19 protein-coding genes and 1 tRNA gene are annotated in these 25,378 nt (G+C 34.0%); 11 read left to right on the top strand and 9 right to left on the bottom strand.

The features are described from left to right. The 4 genes from HOG71_02420 to HOG71_02405 all read left to right on the top strand — a co-directional run. On the top strand, nucleotides 1–730 hold a 730-nt coding region (locus HOG71_02420; GenBank protein MBT5989683.1), incomplete at its 5' end, for a MoxR family ATPase. Nucleotides 731–732: 2 nt separating this feature from the next. After that, the gene (locus HOG71_02415) at nucleotides 733–1,608 is read left to right on the top strand and encodes a DUF58 domain-containing protein (protein MBT5989682.1); all 876 of its coding nucleotides are present in this window, start codon (nucleotides 733–735) and stop codon (nucleotides 1,606–1,608) included. 2 nt (nucleotides 1,609–1,610) lie between these two features. Then, nucleotides 1,611–2,579, top strand: coding sequence for a hypothetical protein (locus tag HOG71_02410; protein ID MBT5989681.1), 969 nt, complete (start codon nucleotides 1,611–1,613; stop codon nucleotides 2,577–2,579). Between the two features lie 44 nt (nucleotides 2,580–2,623). Further along, the gene (locus tag HOG71_02405; protein MBT5989680.1) at nucleotides 2,624–3,670 is read left to right on the top strand and encodes a calcium/sodium antiporter; all 1,047 of its coding nucleotides are present in this window, start codon (nucleotides 2,624–2,626) and stop codon (nucleotides 3,668–3,670) included. Between the two features lie 755 nt (nucleotides 3,671–4,425). On the opposite strand, the gene HOG71_02400 is transcribed toward HOG71_02405, so the two are convergent. Next, a complete protein-coding gene (locus HOG71_02400) occupies nucleotides 4,426–10,110 on the bottom strand; it encodes a DUF5011 domain-containing protein (GenBank protein ID MBT5989679.1) in 5,685 nt (1,894 codons plus the stop codon). 455 nt (nucleotides 10,111–10,565) lie between these two features. Between HOG71_02400 and HOG71_02395 the strand changes: the two genes are divergently transcribed. From HOG71_02395 to HOG71_02365, 7 genes are all read left to right on the top strand, one after another. Next, nucleotides 10,566–11,270 carry a T9SS type A sorting domain-containing protein gene (locus HOG71_02395; GenBank protein MBT5989678.1) on the top strand — a complete coding sequence of 235 codons (705 nt, stop codon included), beginning with the start codon at nucleotides 10,566–10,568 and terminating at the stop codon, nucleotides 11,268–11,270. Nucleotides 11,271–11,459: 189 nt separating this feature from the next. Further along, on the top strand, nucleotides 11,460–14,108 hold the full coding sequence (locus HOG71_02390) for a valine--tRNA ligase (GenBank protein ID MBT5989677.1): 2,649 nt from the start codon (nucleotides 11,460–11,462) through the stop codon (nucleotides 14,106–14,108). 5 nt (nucleotides 14,109–14,113) lie between these two features. Next, nucleotides 14,114–15,637, top strand: coding sequence for a glutamine-hydrolyzing GMP synthase (gene guaA / locus HOG71_02385; protein ID MBT5989676.1), 1,524 nt, complete (start codon nucleotides 14,114–14,116; stop codon nucleotides 15,635–15,637). Further along, a complete protein-coding gene (locus tag HOG71_02380; GenBank protein MBT5989675.1) occupies nucleotides 15,594–16,937 on the top strand; it encodes a hypothetical protein in 1,344 nt (447 codons plus the stop codon). The genes guaA and HOG71_02380 overlap by 44 nt, the downstream gene beginning before the upstream one ends. A gap of 87 nt (nucleotides 16,938–17,024) precedes the next feature. Next, nucleotides 17,025–17,097, top strand: a tRNA-Lys gene (locus HOG71_02375). A gap of 250 nt (nucleotides 17,098–17,347) precedes the next feature. Next, nucleotides 17,348–18,565, top strand: coding sequence for a site-specific integrase (locus HOG71_02370; protein MBT5989674.1), 1,218 nt, complete (start codon nucleotides 17,348–17,350; stop codon nucleotides 18,563–18,565). Nucleotides 18,566–18,664: 99 nt separating this feature from the next. Continuing rightward, nucleotides 18,665–19,597 carry a tyrosine-type recombinase/integrase gene (locus HOG71_02365; protein ID MBT5989673.1) on the top strand — a complete coding sequence of 311 codons (933 nt, stop codon included), beginning with the start codon at nucleotides 18,665–18,667 and terminating at the stop codon, nucleotides 19,595–19,597. Nucleotides 19,598–19,648: 51 nt separating this feature from the next. On the opposite strand, the gene HOG71_02360 is transcribed toward HOG71_02365, so the two are convergent. From HOG71_02360 to HOG71_02325, 8 genes are all read right to left on the bottom strand, one after another. After that, a complete protein-coding gene (locus HOG71_02360) occupies nucleotides 19,649–19,948 on the bottom strand; it encodes a helix-turn-helix transcriptional regulator (GenBank protein MBT5989672.1) in 300 nt (99 codons plus the stop codon). Beyond that, the gene (locus HOG71_02355) at nucleotides 19,948–20,289 is read right to left on the bottom strand and encodes a type II toxin-antitoxin system RelE/ParE family toxin (protein MBT5989671.1); all 342 of its coding nucleotides are present in this window, start codon (nucleotides 20,287–20,289) and stop codon (nucleotides 19,948–19,950) included. The genes HOG71_02360 and HOG71_02355 overlap by 1 nt, the downstream gene beginning before the upstream one ends. Before the next feature lie 149 nt (nucleotides 20,290–20,438). Beyond that, complete coding sequence (locus HOG71_02350) at nucleotides 20,439–20,897, bottom strand: transcriptional regulator (GenBank protein ID MBT5989670.1); 459 nt, start codon at nucleotides 20,895–20,897, stop codon at nucleotides 20,439–20,441. A 23-nt stretch (nucleotides 20,898–20,920) separates the two neighbouring features. After that, nucleotides 20,921–21,253 (bottom strand): type II toxin-antitoxin system HigB family toxin, encoded by a 333-nt coding sequence (locus tag HOG71_02345; GenBank protein MBT5989669.1) that lies wholly within the window; start codon nucleotides 21,251–21,253, stop codon nucleotides 20,921–20,923. A 227-nt stretch (nucleotides 21,254–21,480) separates the two neighbouring features. Continuing rightward, nucleotides 21,481–22,521, bottom strand: a complete 1,041-nt coding sequence (locus HOG71_02340) for a Fic family protein (protein ID MBT5989668.1) — start codon at nucleotides 22,519–22,521, stop codon at nucleotides 21,481–21,483. Nucleotides 22,522–22,785: 264 nt separating this feature from the next. Continuing rightward, on the bottom strand, nucleotides 22,786–23,766 hold the full coding sequence (locus HOG71_02335) for a T9SS type A sorting domain-containing protein (protein ID MBT5989667.1): 981 nt from the start codon (nucleotides 23,764–23,766) through the stop codon (nucleotides 22,786–22,788). Nucleotides 23,767–23,820: 54 nt separating this feature from the next. Next, a complete protein-coding gene (locus tag HOG71_02330) occupies nucleotides 23,821–24,465 on the bottom strand; it encodes a hypothetical protein (protein MBT5989666.1) in 645 nt (214 codons plus the stop codon). A 136-nt stretch (nucleotides 24,466–24,601) separates the two neighbouring features. Beyond that, nucleotides 24,602–25,225, bottom strand: coding sequence for a hypothetical protein (locus HOG71_02325; protein ID MBT5989665.1), 624 nt, complete (start codon nucleotides 25,223–25,225; stop codon nucleotides 24,602–24,604). Nucleotides 25,226–25,378 lie beyond the last annotated feature (153 nt).

Below are 25,378 nucleotides of genomic sequence, written 5' to 3'. Positions count from 1 at the left end.
TGACTTGATTGGAACAATGATTTACAATCAGGCGAAAAATAATTTTGTGGTGAAGAAAGGGCCGGTATTTGCCAATTTTATTTTAGCAGACGAAATTAACAGGGCTCCTGCTAAAGTTCAAAGTGCGCTTTTAGAAGCCATGCAGGAAAAACAAGTGACAATTGGCGATGAAAGTTTTCTATTAGAAGAACCTTTTTTGGTGATGGCCACTCAAAATCCAATCGAACAGGAAGGGACTTATCCATTACCCGAAGCGCAGGTTGACCGTTTCATGCTGAAAGTCAAAATTTCTTATCCAAAAAAGGAAGAAGAACGACTTATTGTCAGACAAAATATTACGAACATTCCACAAGCCGTAAATAAAGTAGTAAAGCCTGCTGAGTTAATCAAAGCACGAAATATTGTGCGTGAGGTTTATATGGATGAAAAAATTGAGAATTATATTCTGGATATTGTTTTTGCTACAAGAAAACCTGAAGATGTAAAACTCGAGAAATTAAATGGCTTGATAAACTATGGGGCATCCCCCCGTGCAAGTATCTTTTTGGCTCTTGCTTCCAGGGCATATGCATTTATGAAACGAAGAGGTTATGTTATCCCAGAAGATGTCAGAGCTGTTTGTCATGATGTATTGCGTCACCGAATTGGTTTGAGTTATGAAGCAGAAGCAGAAAACGTGATGAGCGAAGACATTATCAATGACATTTTAAATGCTGTTGAAGTACCTTAATAATGGATACGTCTGAAATAATTAAAAAAGTTAGACGGATTGAGATAAAAACCAAAGGTTTATCCAATCATCTTTTTGCAGGTGAATATCAAACAACCTTCAAAGGACGTGGTATGTCGTTTTCAGAAGTTAGGGAATATCAATATGGCGATGATATCCGATCTATCGACTGGAATGTAACAGCCAGGTTCAATACACCTTTTGTTAAGGTTTTTGAGGAAGAAAGAGAACTTACGGTTATGATGCTGATTGATGTCAGTCAGTCTGATTATTTTGGCACTCAGGTTCAGTTTAAGAATGAAATGATGACTGAAATTGCTGCCGTATTATCCTTTTCAGCAATACATAATGATGATAAAGTGGGTGTCATTTTCTTCTCTGATAAAATTGAAAAATACATTCCACCCAAAAAAGGCAGGCAACACATTCTTCGGATTATCCGCGAACTAATTGATTTCAAACCTGAAAGTTCTGGAACAGATATCGCTTTGGCTTTGCGATATTTCACTAATATTGCTAAAAAACGTGCAATTACTTTCTTAATGTCCGACTTTATTGCAGAAGATTATGAGAAAGCTTTACGAATAGCCAGTAAAAAGCACGATTTAATAGGTATTAACATTTACGATAAACGGGAAGAAGAATTACCTCCAGTCGGATTAATGAGGGTAAGAGATGCCGAAAGTAACAAAATTATGTGGGTTGATACAGCCAACAAAAAGAGCCGCGACCTGTATAAAAATTGGTTTATCGAAAAATCGAATGTGATGCAAAAAGCATTTATTAAGAGTGGTGCTGATTTAATTTCCATTCGAACCGATCAGTCATATACAACAGCCTTGATTAACTTTTTTAGGAATAGAGGAAAACGAAGCTAATCATGATTAAGCGATTTAAATTTCAAATAGTTAAAGGAATATTGATAATACTTTTCCCCTTTTTGTCATTTGCCACTTTCGCTCAAATTTCTGTAAAAGCCAAAATAGATTCCAGCTCTATTCTCATTGGCGATTTGGTTACTTTATCATTGGAAATAAAACATCCGAAAGAAATTCAACTCAAAGGATCACAATTGGTTGATTCGATAAAAGCATTCGAATTACATTCACTTTCGGAATTAGATTCATCGTTTCATAAAGGAAAAATTACCTTAAAACAGGATTTTAGCTTTATTTCATTTGAGCCGGGCATGCAGTTTATTCCGTCATTCCGCTTGTTTTATACTGAAGGAGATGATACAAATATCAAATGGATAGCCACCGATACTTTTCAGGTTGAGGTGTTGATAATAGATGCCGACACGTCCAAAGCAATAATGCCTATTCAAATTCCTTTGAAAGTTCCATTAACTTTTAAAGATTTAAAGGTTATCATTTTTGTATATCCCGCTCTCCTGCTCATTATTTTAACAATATTATATTTTGAGCGAAAGAAGAAAAAGAAACCCTTGTTTGCTAAGCGCGAAAAACCAAAACTTCCTGCCCACCTGATTGCTATTAATTCGCTTCGAAAACTAGAGGACGAAAAACTATGGCAAAAAGGCGATGTAAAAGAGTTTCATATTCGCTTAACGGATATAATCCGATTATACATAGAAGATCGCTATCATTTACCAGCGGTTGAATCAACGACCGATGAAATAATGACCTATTTACAAAACTTGGATATTGCCAATGAATTGAAAAGTGAATTACATACTTTCTTGCAACTATCCGACTTGGTGAAATTTGCCAAACTCACTCCCCTACCCAATGAAAATGAAAAATGCCTCCAAAGCTCCTATTCATTTATTAATGCAACCAAAGAAAAACTAGTTAGTGAAAACATTGAAAAAAAGAAATTAGATTAGGCTGATCTTCTTCTTGTTTTGGCTTATCTTTTTATCTTTGTTCAGTGAATCTGATCATTTTTGCCTTAGGCTTTTTATTACTTATACAGGGAGCTGATTTCCTGGTTGATGGCGCTATTTCCATCGCAAAAAGGCTGAAGATATCCAATTTAGTTATTGGTCTTACGGTCGTTTCTATTGGAACCTCTTTACCTGAACTTATTGTTAACATCACTTCCAGTTTAAATGGAAGCAATGGAATTGCGATAGGAAACGTTATTGGGAGCAACATTGCCAATATTTTACTGATTATTGGAATTACCGCCATATTCTATCCATTGCCTGTTAAAAAGAACACATCCTTCACAGAAATCCCATTTTCATTTATTATTACTGCACTTTTATTGTTATTAGTCAACCAACAGCTGTTTGTAAAAGGAGCTTTTGTAGGTCTCAGCAGGGCAAATGGAATTATTTTTCTACTGCTTCAGGTAGTTTTTATAATTTATGTTATTCGACTTCCCAAATCAAAAGATATTAATGTTGAATCGGAATCTGATCATAGTCATCTAAAATCAATAATTCATCACCTTGTTGACTTTACGCATACAAATACATGGTTCAATAAGCTCATTTACGTCTATTATCAGCACTCCTGGTTAAAATCAGCTACTTTCACTGGCTTGGGACTTGCCTTCATGTTTTTTGGTGGCAGATGGACTGTTTTTGGTGCTTCTGGTTTTGCACGCGACATGGGAGTTAGTGAAGAATTAATTGCCTTAACTATCATTGCTATTGGCACTTCGCTTCCTGAGTTGATTACATCGATGGTAGCTGCAAAAAAAGGAAGTATCGATATTGCGGTTGGCAATGTGGTTGGCTCGCTTATCTTCAATGTATTGTGGGTACTTGGCTTAAGCTCTGTAATTAGTCCGATTTCACTACTTGGTCTGGGGCACTTAAATATTGATATTATTGTTCTGTTAGGCTGTAATCTATTATTTTTTGTGTTTGCTGGATTAAGTTCGAAATACATCATATCCAGAATTGAGGGAGTGATATTCTTTCTCCTTTATATTGCCTATATGATTTACCTGATCAGAAGAGGCTAGTATATAATCTTCTTTTATAGCAACACAATCTACTTTCTTATTCTTATCACATCCCATTAATAGTGAATGCGGTATGATGTAAGGAATATCATACCGCATTTCTTTGGAGTATGCCTGTTGAATGGCATTGTTGCATTGATTGATTGAATAATGTACAACTTAATTGGTTGACTGCTTGTGAATTTAGAATATTCAAATATGTATCAAATACAATCCTTCAATTCGTTAATTCACTATCAAACTGATTCCTTTCATCAGTAGGTTTTTAAAATTCTCAAAAAAACAGCTCAAATTTGTGTTTATTGAACAGTCACAAATTTTAAAGCAAACATAATCCTGATTACAGGCAGGTTTACCCTTTTTTTTGCATCAATTAAGGAATCGTTTACAAACTAAATTGATTCAAAAGGCGAATGTTAAAAAATCACATTCTAGGAATAAATTAAGCCAAATAACAATTTGAATAATATACCAGGAATCTTATTCAAAGGTTCTCATTAGGTTAGTACATATCTATACAATTCAACAAAAGAAGGTTACTCCAAAAGGCAAAAGTTAATCACATAAAGCTGACTATCTGATCATTACGAAAGGGTGAGAAATCGCATAAATTCTAAAATAAATAAAAAAATAAGAGAAAATATTTTTTCACAACAATCATCGTTATGTACTGATCAAGATCGACAGCCTTAATAGCATAAAAAAATCCTTCTCCCGAATACTCAGGAGAAGGATTTATCACATATTTAAAAGTGTTATTTGGCTAAAACAACTTGCTTAACCATCACTGAATTGGCAGTTTTAATGCTTACATAATAAACACCATTACTGAATTCGCTTAGGTCAACTTTATAACTACTATTCAATACTTCATTATTCTCAACCTCAAGAACAACTTCTCCTAAAACATTAACAATATTGATTGTTAATTGCTCAAGGCTGTTCAACTCAACTTCAAGGTTGAATTGACCACTTGTTGGATTTGGATAAAGTGCAATATTTCCTGCAAAATCATTGTCATTGATAGAATAAGTTTCACAATAAGATACGTCAACATATTTCGTATAATCTTGTGCCTTATTTCCTGAACCATCAATTGCAGAGAAACGAATTGAATAGAATCCTTCTTTCATATGATTCAAATACTCGCTAAAGTAAGTACCTGAAGTTGTTGCTGTAATACCGGTTTCAAAATTATCGGTTACATTAACAACTAATTCACTTGCATCTACTTTGGCAAAACGACAAATCTCGATATAGTCTGTTCCAGGATTAGTAATTACTGGAGCTTCTGTATCCACTACAAGAATTGTAAATGAAATCATTGACGTATTCATGGATGGATCGGTTACACTCAAACTTGCACTATAATAACCAAGCTTATTGGCAATACCCAATGGGGCAGGGAAATTATCAAAATAAGTACCAGCCGGTAAAAGAATCAACTCAGCAAAATCATAGTAATTATCAATGATGCCCATTTTCGATAGGTAATCCATAATACTATTATTCACTTCCATGGTAATTGTGTCACCTTCATTATACATACCTGAATAAATTGCAGGAGCTGTTGTATCAGCAACAATTACATCGCGACTAACCATAACTGGTCCGTTACCATTGCAGTCATATACTTCATAACTGATGGTATACGTACCGAGAATATCTGTATTAACTGCACCTGTTGTGAAAACTGCATTTTCACTTTTTGCACAATAATTATCAACAGCATCGACACCCATATCAGCATATGCATTGTGTACTTCAATCATAACAGGAGAAGATCCATTCAGCGTTACAACTGGCTCAGTTGTATCTCCAACGACTACTGTTCTGCTTAACATACTAGAGTTATTGTTATTATCGTATGCAGTGTAATCAACCATATAGGTACCGAGTTCTGCAATATCCACTGTTGAAACCATCATAACGGTATCAACTCCACTACAGGCATCGCTAACATCATAACCTGGATCCACAAATGCATTATGTACTTCTACATATTCATTTGCATTTCCTTTCAATGTAAATACTGGCGCATCCATCTCTTTGTTTACAATTATTACTCTGTAAGCAGTAGCTACATTACCGTTAGCATCACTTACTTCGTATTTATACCAATATTCACCATGATTTTGTAAATCAACATTATTTGTTGTTACAATACTTGACGTTACATTTCCATCCAGGTTATCCTCTGCTGTGGCACCTGAATCAACATATGTCAAACACTGTTCAACATAAACAGTATCCATATAAGTAATGGTAATTACTGGAGGTGTTGCATCATCACGGATAATTAATCTGTACTCTTCAACCTCACCAAATAGTCTGGTATTACAAGGATCATTAGTTTCTCCTCCTAAAGCAGTAGCAATACGCATTCTAGTGGTTCCTTTAAGAGCAGTAGTAGGAACAGCAAATTGTGTAGTCCAACTAGTTGTTGATGCATTTGGTTCGTGATCGATTAATTCAGAAGCTTCATATTCCCCGTTAACATTCCAATCAATCCACGCTTTGCGATCAATATTGTTATAATTTGTATTTCTCTTAACAGTTAAAGAATAAGAAGCTCCTCTTGCCAAATATGCAGATTTAGTTGCTGAATAATCGGTAAAAGATTCACTTCCAATTGCTGATGCGTTTACTAAAATTGGCGTATTTGCAAAATCAGTAAGTTCTACATAACTAATTCCAACATCTTGCCCTAAAGTAGTTACACCAGGTACACAATACTGAATGACATAGATATAATCTGTTTTAGTAATTGACTTTGTAAATGATCCAAAAGCAGACTCCAATGTAACGCTATAATAACCTGTATCGTTAAACTGAATTATTGGATTTTGACCATTTGGATAATCTGCTATCACACTAAATGTAGCAGGGGTGATAGTCCATGTCCATGCATTCACACAACCTTGAGTCAGATCGGTAAAAGATACAGCATCTTTTCCAGCAACTGGACGAAGAATATCAGCAACAAAATTAGGTGTTGGAGCAACTGGAGGTTGAATAACAAAAACATTCTTGGTATAAGAACTTGTACCACCGCAATCTTCAACAACTAGTTTCACAGAATACCATCCGGCAAATGGGAATTTATATTCACCATTTTCATTGAAATCATCATAGAATCCATCCTGATCATAATCCCAGGAGTTCGTTCCTCCATTGGATGTCGATAAGTTTTCAAAATAAGCAACGGCATCCAAACAAACGGTATCAGGTCCATCAAATAACGCATTTGGTTTAGCAAACTGACCTGCAGTTGCTTCCCAGCTACCTACAAAACCAGGAGCTGTACCTGATGTATTTGTTTCCCATTCGATAAATAAACTTCCTGTGCTGGAAGTAAACTTACTTTGGAAACCAGGATCGCTAATTTCTCCATTTATTCCATTATTGCCATAATTATTAACATCCCATAATGGTGTACCATTGTTATCAGTTCCTTCAAATATTCTGAAATAATCGCCTCCGGCTACATCAAACTCTGAGAAAGTGAAATCAATTGAGCTGGCGCAAGGGCTTAACAGAATATCGCAATTACGGCCATTGCCATAATCACTAACAGGACCCTGATCGTCAAATAAGATACCACGCATAGATGAGCTTACTGAAGGCAATACATAGTTACAAATCCATTGAGATGGTTTTACAACAATATATTTATCCTTACAAATGCTATCGCCACCTATTGTATTAAATACAGTCAGGCAAATTTTGTAAACACCAGGATACTCCAATAAAACAACTGGGTTTTGAGAAAAGCTTCCTGTTGGAGCCAGATAACTATGAGAAGGAACAGTTCCTAAACCACCTAATGTTACTGTGGCAGGCACTACACTCCACTTCCAGCTACTTGGACAATTGGAAGAAATATCAAAAAACTGAATTGGAAATCCTGTTTCAATTTCATTCATTTCTGCAATAAAATCAGCCATTGGAGGTGTTGCCGGAGCATCAATCAGAACAACCTTTGTAAAGGTATCAGATCCTGCACAATTACTGGTAACAAGGGTGATGGTATCGTAATAGGTACCTGCACCAAAAGTATGGGTAAAGTTAAAATCGGTTGTTTTCTGAACACCATTCAGGAACCACCAATAACCTTGTTTGGCATTTTTATCAGCTGTATTTAAAAAGGTAATGGGTGAATTAAAGCAAATAGTATCGCCAGCAATGAAGTTTGAAACAGGTAATCCTGTTGAATATTCAGATTCATCAGCACCAATTGCTGTACGATAAATACAACGAGGATCACCATCTATATCAGCAGCTATATATCCGAAAGTTTTTCCAACTAAAGGAGGATAGTTCGGATTTAAATGATATGGATTAGTTGCATCAAATTTAGGATCTTCATTTTCCCATGAGTTTTCATCATGTGGCATACTCATCCCTTGAGTTGCACCTTTCCAAGCATCTAAATCCAAATAATAGACATTATAATTGAAAAACATATTATTAGTAGTACTACTTGGATAGATATAATCATTATAATCGATTACAGCTCCATTTCCATAAGGATAATAGTAAACAGTTAGTAGCATAGTACCACCATCACTAATTAAGATATTATTTAAACACATTAAGTGATATGGATAATAAAATTGCATTGCAGCATAGGTATAACTATTAGCATAGCTACCATCAACATGGATAGTATTGTTTAATACTCTTAAATTATAGTTATAATAATAACCACGATAACCAACTTGATAAGTAGGGTTTTTAAAATCATGAATAAGATTGTTTATGACTAAAGAGCTATCGCCTTGATAATAATAGTTTTCATAATATGTATAAATACCATATTGACCTGGCATCACATTATTTCCATCAATGATTGACTTTGAACCATATTGTTGATAAATACCATATGCACTGGTTGTACTATAACCAATATCTATTGTGTTATTAATAAATTGAGCACCTCTTTGATAATAGTAATAGATACCATAGTAATATTGACCATTGAATATACAATCAATGATTCTGTTATCCATGTTAGGTGATGTGGATCCAGATCCACGGAAGTGAGCACCATAATAACCATTTGATAAAGTACAATTCTGTACAAGCGTATAATTTGCATTATCACCATTACCTCCGGTTGATGCTTCAGAACTGGTAGACTGAATAACCTGAGCATATGAACTCGAATTGGTTCCAACAGTCATATCACAATCAATAATACTATTATTATCAGCCTGATTCATCAGCATGACTGCAACAGAATAAGAAGTACCTGTATTCTGAATTTTCATGTTTCTAAAGGTAAAATAATCGGCTCCATCAAATAAAACCGTTGCACGATTGGAAGAAGAAGTTCCGGCATATGTTAAGGTAACCTTAGTTCTGTCCAGACCATCGAAAGTAATAGTGTTGGTTGCGCTTATCCCTACAATATTATCAGGAATAACCACACGTTCATTATAAACACCTGGTTCAACCTGGAATACTATTGGCGTTGCAACACCACATGTTTGTAATGCTTGAACTGCTTCGTTAAAGGTTGCATAATCACCAGCTATAGGGCCAATGGTATAGGTACCTTCCATTCCTGTACAAAAATTCAGAAATAAAGTATCATTTGTTATATCATTATCAGGAAATGAGTCATTGACATCACCAATCCATACTTTTAAAGAATGACTTCCTTTAGTCGGTATAAAAACAGACTTATCGAAAGTGTACATATGGTTTTCACCAGGGCCTAAAACAGGAAATTTTGTTCCTGTTGCCTTGTTGTAATCAAAAATTTGTTCAGGTGTACCACCATTTAAGGAATAACCTAAATCTAACCAACGAATTGAATCGGCCTTTAAGTTTGAGAAGGTAACACTAAGTTTATTGCTATCAACACTGAAAACTCCGGGAGAATCAACACTGGTTAATGCACAATCAAAACCTGAAAGAGATAAGATTTTAATTGTATAATCTTCACATTCTCCTGCATAATAGTTTGTACATGGGCTAGGAGGATTAAGTGAAGATGAACCATAATCACTGATTACACGCATGCGTTTATTACCAGCAGGCGCGTTAGAAGGTATTGTTATTGTACCTGTACTCCAACCACTGGCAGCAGTACTACCTGAGGAATAAACCCATTCATCATTTGTGTTAAATGTTCCATCGTTATTGAAATCAATAAAAATACAGAACCAGGTTGTGTTCGAACCACCTACCTGTACACTCACATTAACTGTTGATGCAGGATAAGCAGTTGTTGACATGCTTGTGTAGTTACTATACTGTGCAGATGTAGTAGGACAAGTGGTTGTATTGCTTATTGAACCAATATTTACCTGTTGTGTTCCTATCTGATAATTACCTGCACTAGTCCAGGAAGGAGTACAATATGTTTGTGCATTTATATTCCAGGAAATTGAAACAAAAATTGCAAACAAAACAAGTGTTAACTTTCTCATATTTTTCATATTAATTTAGTTAAATAATATTCGACTTGATTTTGATAATGTACTTCCTAATTAATTTTAGGAGAAGAAGGTAGAAGAATTGGGTTATTCTTCCATATCTTACACAAAAAAACAAACACATTTATTACAAAATGCCTGTTTATACAAATAAATTCTTGTGGTGTAGAGTCTTCTCAAACAATTATAGTTAGTAATATTATAAAAAATCAATAGAATATTTTAAAAATATCCACGGTAAAGTTACATAAAAAAGTATTAATAAATACCCTTTCCCGAGCTGGATATTTTTTAAACGAACTATTCAATAGTATCAGCATGTACATTCCGCTTATATCATAATATTTAAAACCTGAAAAAGAATAGTTTATTAATAGGTATTTTTACAAAATATTTTTTCCTAATATTGCATTGTTAACGAATGCTTAAATCATTATAAAACGAATCAAATGAAAAACTTTACAAAATTATTTTTTGCATTATTATTTGGATTTATCTCCATGAATACATTTGCAGCCGATCGACTTGAATTAACTGAAATAGTTGCTCCTGTAATTAATAGCGATGTCATCCTCGGACAACCAACTGAGTTTGAATTTAAAATGATCAATAACTCCACAGCTACATTTACAACCGTTGATACAGCCATTCTGGTTATTGGATGGTGGAATGGTAGCCAGGTAACAGGTCTTCAGCTTTTAGGCGGATATATGCCAACAAGTGACTTAGTTGTTGGAGACAGCGTGAATTTTAAATTTACCCTGACATTCCCAACCACCATGACTCCGGGTCAGTATGCTCCTGTTTTTGGTGTTGTATGGTCTGGAAATCCAGAACCAACAAAATTCTCATTGGTAGCTTCAGTTTATAATTTCACATTAGGAAGCGGTGTTGCTGAAAAATTTGCTTCATTAGACAAAGCATATTACAGCAATGGTTATGTGAATATCGACATCAATAGCAATGGCAATGCAAAAGCTTATATCTCTGTAAGCAATACCAATGGCCAAATTGTTTATGGTGAACTCTTGAGCATGAATAACAGAGGTCTTTCATCTGAAAGCATTTATGTTGGAAACCTTCCAAAAGGAATTTATATCCTTGGTTTAAGTGCAGAAGGACGCTTGACTACCAAGAAGTTTATGGTTTACTAAATAGTAGCTTATCAATACACAAAACCCGGTTCTTTATGTTCCGGGTTTTTTTTTGTCAAATAAATCAGGATAGGCTTTATTGTGTTATTTATTTAGCCGCTAATCAAATTATACAGGCTATATTCTATAACTTTGCCCTTTCAATTTTAAAGCATTCAAATCAAACAAAAAGGATTTTACCTATATAGCATGGAACTCAATAAAAATTACGACCCAAGCCTTATTGAAGATAAATGGTATGCAGAATGGATGAAAAAAGACTATTTCCATTCAGAACCTGACGATAGAGAACCTTATACCATTGTAATTCCACCACCAAATGTTACAGGTGTTTTACACATGGGACACATGCTCAACAATACCATTCAGGATGTATTGATCCGACATGCACGCATGCAAGGAAAAAACGCTTGCTGGCTACCCGGAACCGACCATGCTTCCATTGCTACAGAATCGAAAGTTGTTGCCCTATTAAAAGAAAAAGGAATCGATAAATCGACCTTAAGCCGTGATGAATTTCTTACCCATGCCTGGGAATGGAAAGAAAAACATGGAGGAATCATTCTGGAGCAACTAAAAAAATTAGGAGCCAGTTGCGATTGGGAGCGAACCAGTTTCACCATGGACAAACAATTATCTGATAGCGTTATCCATGTGTTTATTGATCTATTTAACAAAGGATTGATATACAGAGGTGTTCGGATGGTTAATTGGGATCCGCAAGCTAAAACCGCTGTTTCCGATGAGGAAGTAATACATAAAGAGCTTCAGTCGAAGTTGTATTATGTGAATTATCAAATTGAAAACAGCGATGAGCAAATTACTATTGCCACCACCCGTCCAGAAACTATTTTGGGCGACACAGCTGTTTGTGTGCATCCGGAAGATGAAAGGTTTAAGCACTTAAAAGGCAAGTATGTTATCGTTCCCTTGGTAAACAGAAGAGTGCCTCTGATTTTTGATGAATACGTTGATATGGAATTCGGAACAGGTGCGCTAAAAATTACCCCGGCTCATGATATCAATGATTATGAAATTGGCCTTAAATACAAACTCAAAAGCATCGACATCTTTAATGATGATGGCAGCTTAAATGAAAATGCTGAGCTATTTATTGGTTGCGATCGTTTTGAAGCTAGAAAACTTGTTGTTGAAGAACTGGAAAAAACAAATCATTTACACAAAATTGAGGACTATATTAATAAGGTAGGATTTTCAGAACGAACAGATGCGATCATAGAACCCCGAATTTCCATGCAGTGGTTCTTGAAAATGAAAGAATTGGGAAAACCTGCTTTGGATCATGTAATGAACGATGATATTCGTTTTTTCCCTGCCAATCTGAAAAACACCTATAAGCATTGGATGGGGAATGTGAAAGATTGGTGCTTATCGAGACAATTGTGGTGGGGACACCAAATACCAGCCTGGTATAATGAGGAGGGAGATTTTGTCGTAGCAAAAACAGAACAGGAAGCTATCGAATTATTTAAAATCAAAAATCAGGAATCCAAACCAAGCCATCAGCTTGGTGAAATCCAAAAGCTTAAGCAGGATGAAGATGTGCTCGACACCTGGTTTTCATCATGGCTTTGGCCAATTTCTACTTTCAATGGAATTTTAGAGCCTGATAATAAAGACATCAATTATTATTACCCAACCAATGACTTGGTTACAGCTCCTGAAATTATCTTTTTCTGGGTTGCCCGAATGATCATTTCAGGATATGAGTACCGGAATGAAAAACCTTTCAAGAATGTTTATTTTACAGGTATCGTTCGCGACCAACAAAGACGAAAAATGTCGAAATCTCTGGGCAATTCACCAGATCCGATTGAGTTGATGAAAAAGTATGGTGCTGATGGTGTTCGGGTTGGAATGCTCTTGGCCTCCCCTGCAGGTAATGATCTTTTATTTGATGAAGCCTTATGCGAACAAGGTCGTAATTTCAATAACAAAATATGGAATGCCTTTCGATTGGTAAAGAGTTGGAAAATTGATCCAACCTTAAGTCAAAGTGAATCTTCTGCTCAAGCTATCCTTTGGATTAATTCCAAAATCAACCAAAGCTTGGAACTTATTGAAGATCATTACGCAAAATACCGCATGTCGGATGTATTGATGACCAATTACAAACTTTTTTGGGATGATTTTAGTTCCTGGTATTTGGAAATTATCAAACCTCGCTTTGGCGAAGGAATTGATCAGGAAAGTTATCAAGCCACCATCAACATTTTCGAAATATTATTGAAATCGTTACACCCATTTGTGCCCTTTATTACTGAAGAACTTTGGCATCATTTAGCGGAAAGAAAAGAGGATGATGATATTATAGTTGCAGAATTTCCACAAGCAGGTGAATATGACGAACAACTAATTAGCGACTTCGAATTTGTAAAGGAAGTGATATCAGGAATCCGTGAATTCAGAAACAGTAATAATCTCGGACATAAGGAAGAAATTAAGCTCCAGATATTAGCCGAAAAGAAAAGCCATACAGCATACGATGAGATTGCTAAAAAACTGTGTAAAATAGAAAGCATCGATTATTTAGCTGAAAAACCACAAGCAGCCTTGTCTTTTCTGATTCGTTCAACAGAATATTTTGTTCCTTTCGATGAAAAAATCGACCTTAGCGAGGAAATTGAAAAAGCACAAAAAGAACTGGATTACCAAATGGGTTTTCTAAAAAGTGTTATGGGGAAATTGGGGAACGAACGATTTGTCCAGAATGCACCCGCACAGGTAGTTGACATTGAGAACAAGAAAAAGGCAGATGCTGAATTAAAAATAAAAGTACTGGAAGAAAAATTAGACAATTTAAAAAAACAGGCCTAGCATATATGGAAAAAATTATAATTATTGATTTCGGCTCACAGTTTACCCAGCTTATCGCAAGAAAAATAAGGGAACTTAACGTTTATTCAGAAATCCATCCATACGATTCTGTACCTGAACTGGATCATGAAGTAAAGGGTGTAGTTTTATCCGGAAGTCCTTTTTCTACTTTGGAAGAGCAAGCCCCTACCACTGATTTAAAAAAAATATTGGGCCATAAGCCTGTACTTGGTTTGTGCTATGGAGCCCAATTGTTAGTCTTGCACGATCAGGGAAAAGTAGAACGTTCACACATTCGCGAATATGGACGAGCCAGCCTGGTCAAAACCCAAAATCAAAGCATCCTTTTTAATGATGTGAACAACAATCAGATTTGGATGTCGCATTCCGATACCATTCTTGAATTACCAAAGGGTTATGAAATCATTGCAGAAACTGATGATATACCTGTTGCTGCTTTTCAAAACAAATCGAAACATATTTATGGCTTTCAGTATCATCCCGAAGTATATCATACTACAGATGGAAAAGCCATGCTTCAAAATTTCCTGAAAGATGTTTGTGGATGCACGCAGGATTGGACACCTGCACACTACGTAGACACAACCATTGCAGCGCTTAAGGAAAAATTAGGAAATGACAAAGTGGTGATGGGTTTATCAGGAGGGGTTGACTCCACAGTGGCAGCAACACTTTTGCATCAGGCTATTCACAAAAATTTGTATTGCATATTTGTTGACAATGGATTGCTTCGCAAAAATGAGTTTGCAGAAGTTATTGAAACATATAAGCAACTTGATTTGAATGTGATTGCTGTAGATGCAAAGGAAGAATTCTATAAGGCATTAACGGGAATCAGCGAACCAGAAGGAAAGCGGAAGGCTATTGGAAAAACCTTTATCGATGTTTTTGAACGGGAAGCAAAAAAAATCGAAAATGTCGGATGGCTTGGCCAGGGAACTATTTACCCTGATGTCATTGAATCAGCCGGAACAAGTGGACCTGCGGCCACCATCAAATCACATCATAATGTAGGTGGATTACCCGAAAAAATGAGTCTGAAAATTATTGAACCCCTACGTTTGCTGTTTAAAGATGAAGTAAGAAGGGTTGCGGCTGAACTCCATATACCTGAGAATTTGTATAACAGGCATCCTTTTCCCGGTCCCGGATTAGGCATTCGTATTCTGGGTGAAATTAGTCTGGAAAAAGTGCAAATATTACAAGATGCAGATCGCATTTATATGGATGAAATGAAGAAAGATAATTTGTATGATAAAATCTGGCAGGCAGCAACCATATTGTTACCGGTAAAGTCGGTGGGTGTTATGGGTGATGAAAGAACCTATGAGTATACGGTGGCTTTACGTGCGGTTACGTCTACCGATGGCATGACAGCTGATTGGTATCCAATGCCACATGAATTTCTTTCAAAAGTATCCAATAAAATTATTAATTCAGTAAAAGGAATAAACAGAGTTGTTTATGATATCAGTTCAAAACCTCCTGCAACCATTGAATGGGAATAAAAAGCTTTTGCTTGTTCTCTTTCTTTTAAGTTCAGTATTAATTCAATCCTGCAGCAGCTGGAAATTCAGCCAGGAACAACTTAATCTGGAAGAAAAATATCAGCGGCATCAAACCGAAAAACCCATTGAAGTAGTACCAGCCAAAGATAGCGTGCAGCAGACAGAAGTTAACCTGCCTGAAAAAATTGACAGTCTGGCAAGCATTTATCCATTCATTCAGAAAGAAAAATACAATATTGCCTATATTTTGCCACTTTATTTGAATGAAATTTATGATGAGGAGTTTAAGCAAAAACGGATTTCTAAATTAGCCCAAGAGTATTATATGGGGGCTAAACTGGCTTTGGAAGATAGTGTGCCCAACCTTGGATTAAACTTACAAGTTCAGATATTCGATAACTATTCGGGAAGCGATTCTTCTATCAGTCATATACTATCCCTTATTGATAAGGATTCTTTCGATTTGATTGTAGGACCATTTCTGAATACGCACATGGATGAGTTTTCTGCATATTCCCAAATGCATATGTTACCGATTATTTCTCCATTAAGTATCAAAAAAGGATTCTTGGAAAATCCCTATTTTATTTCTTGCCGGCCAGCCAAATACACACATTTGGAGAAAAGCAGTCAACTCATGACCAAACATTTCAAAAACTACCATCTATTGGTGCTTGCTTCCGATAACACCGAGCTTGAGTACATTAAAGAGAAAGTGATGCTTTATAGCGATTCAACTACTTTCAAGAGTATGCATTTCATGGTCGTAGATCATGGCAATTGGGGCAAAGCAGAATACTTACATCAGCTTGCCAAGGATAGTAACCTGATTTATATACCGACCCATGATGTGGTTGTCATTAATTCGGTGGTAACCAATCTGATTGGTGTTATTGACTTTGATAAGGAAGAACAAAAAAATAAAATAAATGTATTGGCACCCTACAAATGGTTAAATAAAAGCGCTGTTGAAATCAATATGTTGGATAAACTAAACAGTTATTTTACATCGGAACCCATTTTAGATTTTTCTGATTCTTCTACTATCGAATTTGTAAAAAGTTATCGGCAGGCTTATAAAACTGAACCAAATAACTATGCTTGGTTGGGCTACCAAGGAGTATTACTTTACAGCCAATTGATGGTTGAGCATGGGAAATATATACAACGCGCCTTGATTGAAAAAGAAACAGCTTGTGATGGATTTACCTTCCTGCGAAGAAAAGCAGGAAATGGTTTTGAAAAATCCACCATATGGCTATTTAAATTTGAAGAACACAAACTAAAAAGAGTCAAATAAAGGAGCAAAACCAGATGACAATTATTTATTTTTTTAAAATTCTTCTGGTTTAAAAAAATGTTTTAATTTTGCACCTCCAATTAGGTTGATTCCTTAGCTCAGTTGGTAGAGCATCTGCCTTTTAAGCAGGGGGTCCAGGGTTCGAATCCCTGAGGGATCACTAAGTTAATTGTAATTTGAAGCAAAACCCCGCAAACTAACCGTTTTCGGGGTTTTTTTATGATATCAATAGCAAAAAGAAGCATGTTAAAACAAACTTTATCAATATTTCTGGTGGACTAAGCGGTGGACTTGGTATTTTTTATTTTAGTCCACCAGTTTGGGTGTTATTTCACTGATTTGCTTCACTTTGCGTTTTCGTTTTCTATCCATAATGGTTACTTTTAATCACTTAAATATTTATCAAAATTATGGAAAAGCGAGTATCATTAAAGTTATTATTCTACATCAAGAAATCTAAGCTTCTGAAAAACGGTGAAGCACCTATTTATGTCCGAATTTCTTATGATGGTTCACGAACAGAAATGGCATTAAACCGAAGTATTGATCCTGACTTTTGGAATTTGCACAGAGCCCAGGTAAAAGGCAACTCTAAAACTGCCATACAGATCAATCAATACATGAAAACCATAGAGTATCAACTTTATGAAAGACTTCAGGATTTGCGAGAGGAAAACAAACCAATCTCTGCAAAGGCGATAAAAAATACTTTTCTGGGAATTGAAGAAAACAAGATAACACTAGTCTCAATTTTTGAAGATCACAACACAAATGCCAAGCAACTTATTGGGATTGACATGAATGAAAAAACATACAGTCGATATGTTTCATGTCTCAAAAACCTAAAGGAGTTTATGAAGAAATACCATGGCAAGGAAGATATGGATATGAACAATATCAATGTAGATTTCTTGACAAAATTCCTTTCCTATCTAAAAGCAGAAAAAGGTATTACTCACAATACTGCAACAAAATATTTAGCTCGTTTAAAGAAGATTGTTCGTATTGCTTTTGCAAATGGCTGGATGAAGCACTACCCTTTTGCCAATTTAAAACTTACTTATGATAAGGTCGATAGAGGATTTCTGTCCAATGAAGAATTAAACAAGCTTAAAGAAGCAGAACTTCATCTGGAAAGACTTGGTTTAGTAAGAGATTGCTTTCTATTTTCATGTTATACAGGACTAGCACATACTGATCTTATGAACCTAAGACCATCAGACATTGTAATGGGTGATGATGGGAATAAATGGATAAAAATTCACAGAAAGAAAACCAATGAAGCTAACCATATACCAATATTGAATGTTACAAATGAACTAATTGAAAAATACATGAATCACCCTTATTGTCAAGTAAAAAACAGGGTTATGCCAGTCAACTCCAATCAGAAAACCAATGCATACTTAAAAGAGATTGCAGCCATTGCCAAGATCAACCAACATTTAACAAGCCATCTGGCACGGCATACTTTTGCAACTACAATCACATTAAATAATAATGTTCCTATTGAAACTGTATCTAAAATGCTAGGTCATAGCTCAGTTAATATGACTAAGATATATGCTCGGCTTTTGGATAAGAAAGTAGGTGAAGATATGAGTAGGTTAAATTCAATTTTAACCTAAAAGAAATTTTAGTATATAAACGATAATTTCCTTAATCAAAAAGGCTGCCTCAAATGGCAGCTTTTTTTTTGTTAAATAATAATCAAAAACATCAAAGCTATGAGTATAATTATTGTAGAAAATTCAAGAATTCAGAAAGGAAGTAATTCTAAAACCTTTATAGAACGGGCAAAAAATGAGATCCCGAGATTCATTGAACACCTCTCAAAATTTGAGGAAAAAATTACTATTGACGGATATGCTCCAAGTACAATGTTCAGTTATTCAAGAAGTTTAGCAGTTATAAGTTTATACTTTGGAAAATCACCCATTGAACTAGATTCCAATGATATCAATACCTATCTATTTAAATTAACTAAAGTTGATTCTCCAAGTGCGACCTATTTTAAACATATGGTTTATAGTCTTCGATTTCTTTTTCGTTTGTATAATTTGGATGATAAAAGAATTAAACTTCCCAAAATTAAAAAGACTTACAAATTGCCAGTAGTACTTTCAAGGGAGGAAGTTAGAGCTTTATTAAAAACTCCAAAAGGACTAAAGCAACGTGTAATATTTGCATTAATTTATTCAGCTGGACTTCGTATTAACGAAGTATGTCAATTAAAAATATCAGATATTGATGAGGATAGGATGCAAATTAGGATAAAACAATCAAAGGGGAATAAAGATAGGTATGTAATTTTAAGTACATATATGCTTCAAGGATTAAGGAAGTATATTCAACGCTTTAAACCCAAACATTTCCTTTTTTATGGACATGATATAGATAGAGAGATTAGTAAATCGGCAATTAGACAAAGTTTCAAACTTGCTGCAAAAAAAGCTGGAATAATTAAAGAATGCTCAGTTCATACATTACGGCATTCGTATGCTACTCATTTATTGGAAGATGGAGTTGATATTGTATCGATTAAAGATCTACTTGGCCATAGTTATATAGCATCAACTCTTCATTATTTACACGTTGCAAATTTAAACAAAATGAGAGCACACAGCCCACTGGACACTTTATATTCAGATTACTATTAAAGCCTCTTAAAGCTATTGTTAGGGGGCGTAATTCATCTGTTCTTTCAAAACTTAAAGAAAAGTTAGGCCTATTTTTCTATTCAAACCAGTTTCAAAAATTCGAATTAATGTTGATAGTTGAATATTTCCTTTAGCATTTTCAATTTTAGAAATATAGCTTTTCTTTGTTCCGGTTTTTTTAGCTAATTGTTCTTGTGTTAATTTTGCCTCTTTTCGAGCATTCTTCAACATTTCACTAACAATAAACATTTGAGCTTTCTCTTCATAAGAGTTTCTGCTTTCTGAACCAATTTTTCCGTGTTCACATTCAATTAATTCATCGAATGTTTTTATATTGCTAAAGTCTTTCATTATTTTACATTTTTAAGTTTAAAATATTCATTTTTTAACCTCATTGCTTTTTCAATCTCTTTCATTGGCGTTTTCTGTGACTTTTTTAAGAATCCATTAAAAAGAACAACGAGATTTCCCTCGTCAAAACAGCAGAAAACTCGGTAAATATTTGATTGAAATTCAACTCTAATTTCAAAAAGTCCTTCATATCCTTTCATTGGAGCTAGAAACTTTCTTGGCACCATTTCAACTTGTTTTATTAATTCGAACACATATTGAAACTTTGTTTTCACATTAAAGTCTAACTTTTTATAGAATTCAATGAACGACTCTCCATGAAAAATGATTTTTCTATTCATTATACAAAGTTATCATATAAGATAACATTTGCAAAATTTATTCCCAAAAAATTATCAATAATCTGATGGTTTATTTGGAGTTTATGCCCCCTAACGGTACAACTTTGAATAGTACGAAGCGATTAGCGAAGTATTATTTAAAGTTGGTGTTAGGCAAATGTTGCTTCGCCTGATTCTAACATATTTTTTCTGGTGTTCATTAAACTCGCATTTCGAAAATGTCTATTTAATTCATTCTTTAATTTGTACGGACGATTAAATGCTTCCTGCGAGACTTTAAAATAATGCGATAGTCTCCTGATTGTATCCTTAGATAGACCTTTATTAAAGTTCAATATTTTTGAAATTGTACCTTTAGACAATTTTAGAATATCAACTAAATCTTTTGCTTTTAAATTATGCTCAGACATTAAAAACTTGAGAAGCTCTATTGGATCCATATCATTAAATGTATTTTGCTCACTATCCCATTTTTCAATTAGAAGTGTTAACAATTCAATTTCGTCAAAGTATTTTTTATCATCATTAACAAGTAAATTCTCAAGCATCTCACAGTACTTGTCGTATTGATCCTGACTCTTAATTATTGTAAATTTTAGTGTATCCATTTTTGTCCTTTTTAATTCATTTGTCAATATCCACTTATTTCATATTGCATTCCTGATTTACAAAGTTTAGTATACTCTGCATGTGTTCCGATCCATTTAACAAATAAGTGAGCTTTTGTTTCACCAAAATGATATTTACAAATCATCCTGTATTTATTTCCTCCAATATTAAAAACAACTCTATTTGATCCTTTACCTAGTATATCTGCACTATTATATGTCAAAATGATATTACTTGGCTCATTCCAATCAACTCGCTTCAAAATGGAAATCCATATTTCAAAAGATGCTCTACTTTGAGCATTTTTAAAAACATAATCCTCTATCGATTGTTTCTTTATTAAATGTGTTTTCATATAAGTAATCACAAATATAAAACAAATGTTTCACAAAGGGAAACTTTTTGAGAAATTCTTTGTCAATTGGAAATGAATCGTGCAATTTTGCCTAACGGTTTGAATATGATGCGTGCCGCATCTTGTTCAATAAGTGTCTTTGGTTTATGTATTTTCAAATTTACTAACTCATTTTCTATGAAAATGAAACTGCGGCATGAATTATATTTATTGTTATAGGGCGTTTTTTATTTTAATGAGTAATTTGTTCCTGGTCCAACTCCATGTTTGGTAATTAGATTTTTTTCAAGCAATTCAGGGAGAATTCTTTTTACAGTTGGACTTGGTATTCCTAATTTTTTTGCTATTTCACCAGATTTACATCCAGCATTGTTTCCAATAAAAGTCAATATGGATTTTTCTCTTGGAGACAATTGTGTTTCAACACCTTTGAACTCAAGTTTTTTCATAAGTTGCCCTTGAATATTTATAAGTGCGTTAAAAAAGAAATTTACCCATTCAGTAACATTTTCGTTAGGACGTTGTGCTTGGCAGTTTCTCAGAACTCGATAATATTCATTTTTTCTACTTTCGATTTCATGTTCAAAACTTACGTATTGAATCCACTTGTATCCATTTTTGAGAAGCAATAAAGTTGAAATTAGTCTGCTTAATCTTCCGTTTCCATCTTGAAAGGGATGGATGCTTACAAAATCATATGCGAATAACGCACATTTGACCAAAGGATGAGTTTTATTGTCTTTTTTATACCAGTCAATTAAAAGGCGCATAGCATCTTGTGTTGGGTAACCTGCTTCTGTAGTTCTAAAAATTATTTGTTTAGTTCCATCAGATAGTTTGGCCTCAACTGAATTACTATGTTGTTTGTAGTCTCCTTTATGCCATTTGTCCTTGTCGCTGTATTTCAATAAGATATTATGAAGGTTCTTTAGTCCGTTCTCATTGATTTTTATGTCATCGTATAATCCAGATATTAAGTCTAATGTGTCAAAATACCCAAGAACTTCTTGTGAATCCCTATCCTCAATTTTTGTGATATCAATTTCTTTAAGAAGAACTTCAACTTCTTCATTAGACAATTTCGATCCTTCAATTCTGGTTGAAGCACCAACGCTCCTCACAGTTGCTATTGATTTCAATTGTTTGAGACTTTGTCCTTCTCTTTTCTCAATTGATGTCCATGACGCATCAAACCTGTCAACTTGACTTATCAGGTTTATTAACTCCCAATCAATATTTAATCTAAATGTGTGAACTGTATTTTCCATACCACAAATGTATCAATAATTTTCAATACTGATACGATACGATACGTTTTTATTCGATAAATGTTCGATATTTATGATACGATATGATTCTATTTGATACGATAATGGTTTGGTTCAAAATGCCCTGTAACGTTTTGGCTTTGCCCAGTAAGGGATTTCGAAGCATATTCTTTCAAAATTATTACTAAATTTCAACACTTGCATTTCTGTTCAAAATTCTCTAAAACCCTTATTGGGTAAAGCCTTTGTTGTGGTACGTTTTTCTTATTTCAACACTATTTTAGAAGTTTGATAAGAATTTAGACAAGAAAATTTTATAAAATAAATACCAGATGAGAAGTTTTGCAAATTTATAATTTCATAGTTATTTTTTAAATTCCCAGAATTAACTTTTAATCCTTTATCATTGTACACTTCAAATGCATATACTTCATTCTCATTTTGATTTTTTTTGCAAAAAACTTTGCCTTTAGTAGGGTTCGGATATAGTTTAATTAACTCATTACTATGTGACATGCTGTTTATATTGTCTGTCTCTATCACTAAGACGAGTGATTGGATAATAGTTGACCCAATCATTATTCCTCCACGCCATTCAATAGTCTCAATACCAATTGCGAATATTCCTGAAGATGTCGGGCTATTCCATAAAAGTTCACCAGTTATTGAATCTAATTCGAATGTAATACTCGAATTTGGAAATAAATATTTATCAACGAAGCAATTAGTTAGCTGATATGAAATACTGTCGTTATCAGGGTCTGATTTGAAAAAGCTGGCTTTGAAAGGTTTGCTCTTAAACGCAGTATCATAAACAAAACTACTAATTGTAGGAGACGAGTTCGTTAATGAAGAGATTCCTATTTTAATAATACATGCAAGTTTAAATGATTCATTAATCGAATTCTCTATGTTTTGAATACCCGATATCCAATTATCTGCAATTGCAATTAAATAGTAATAACCAAAACCAGGGTAGGTATGAGTTGTAACATAGTTTCTTTGTGTAATATGAGTGGAGTATTTAATTGAATCATAACTAAAAACAGTGTCTTTGTAATTATCACCATAATCAAAAGCTACAAAATTCTTTCCTGTAATTGAATCAATTGTAAGTAATGTCACTGTAATTTCATAATAGTCAATTGAGATGTACTTGTATGCTATATCACCACCTATTACATTTTGTGAAAATGAAGATATTGAGACAAAGCAAATTATACTAAACAGCAGAAATCTTTTCATTTTATTATTTTCATCATAATTAAAACTCTATGAATGAATGCGGTACGTTTTTATTCAAAATAGTTTCCCAAATTTAATATCGAAAGTCCAACAAGTTGTGTAGTCATAATACTTAATATCATTAGTAATTTTAGCTTTACAACCGAAAATAATTATGTAATCATGTTTTAATGCTTGATGTACCTCAAGCCCCAATTCTGTGAAACCAATAGGTGTACTATAAGGTGGAATCGATGATACAACTTTTTCATCTTCAAAATATTCCACAAATCTCCAAGAATGCATTACTCCAAAAGAATAGCCTCCCCTGAAGTACAATTTACATTTTGCATCCGCATAGTAATTAAGATTTATCATCATGGCAATCGGCATCTCAAGAATTCCGTATATCACACGTTCTTTGTAGGGTACTGGAAAATCTAAATGAATTAAATTGGGATCAAAATTCAATTGGTAATTCTTAAGTTCAATGTTTATTCCTATTCTTCTGGTTAATAATTGATAGAATGAGATACCCGTATTAAATCCGCTTGTTGGATTAAAACGGCATTGGTTTTCGATATCTATTGGGTTATCTATTAGGCTCAGACCAAATGAAAAAGCCACAGCATTCTCGTAACTCTGAGCATCTGCTTTAAAACTGAGCAATATTGCAATGCACAGTGCAAGTAGAAAGAATATGCTTTTATTAGTTTTCATTCAAAATGTACCACAACGGTTTGCAAGTATGGCACGTAGCCGTTCCTTACTATAATTTATGTTGATTTGTATTATATTCAAATTTGCAATTCTTTGTCTTAATAACTGCTATGCGGCTATGTGATATTACTTGCTGTTATACGCTGGGTTTTTTATAATCATTGAGTCTTTTGTTCAATTCCTTTTCTCTATATTTTCTTAAGTCATTTAGTTGTTTGAAAATTCCAATATTACTACTTGAAAAGAAAAGTTCTAAGTCTATATGTACTTGCTTACATTGGCTAAAAATTTCAGTCATTACTTTTTTAATGAAGTCAAATAATGATTCTAATTCAGAGTTATCAACGATATTTCTATAATCAACAGAAGTCGTATCAAACCCTATGGAATCTTTTTTGTCAGTGTGAGCGAAGTGTTGATCTCTGAGGGATCTAATTGTTTCCACTGTCGGTTGGAACCTTAATAATTCATTCTCCCAATGCATTATGGTTCTCTTGCTGAAATTGTACTCTCTGTATTTTCCAGTCTTTTTTAATTTGTTAAATAGATTCCTTATTCTGAACTTTTGGTTTCTATTCTCTGAAAATAATTTGTCCAATTCAATGATAGTATCCTTAAACGAAAGGTACATTATTTGAATCCAGAATGAGTCAGTAAGGTTAACTTGACTACTTACATATTTGAAAATTTCAAAAGATTGACGTGACTTGAAATAAATCAAGTTAATTTTATCAATTTCGAATTCAAAATCTTTTTCCATTGTTTAGTTAACCTGTTCGTTAAGGCACATAGTTTACACAAGTTAAAGATTAGACTTTACACTAAATTAGTTTCTAACCTTACTGATTGTTCCTTAGTTCTTAATTCATTTTCATTAAAATATCCTAAAAATACATTTCTATAAAATACTCTC

Source organism: Bacteroidota bacterium (assembly GCA_018698135.1).
In the GTDB taxonomy this organism is placed as follows: domain Bacteria; phylum Bacteroidota; class Bacteroidia; order CAILMK01; family JAAYUY01; genus JABINZ01.
Note: the sequence above shows the minus strand (reverse complement) of the source record. Positions and strands in the feature narration are given on the sequence as shown.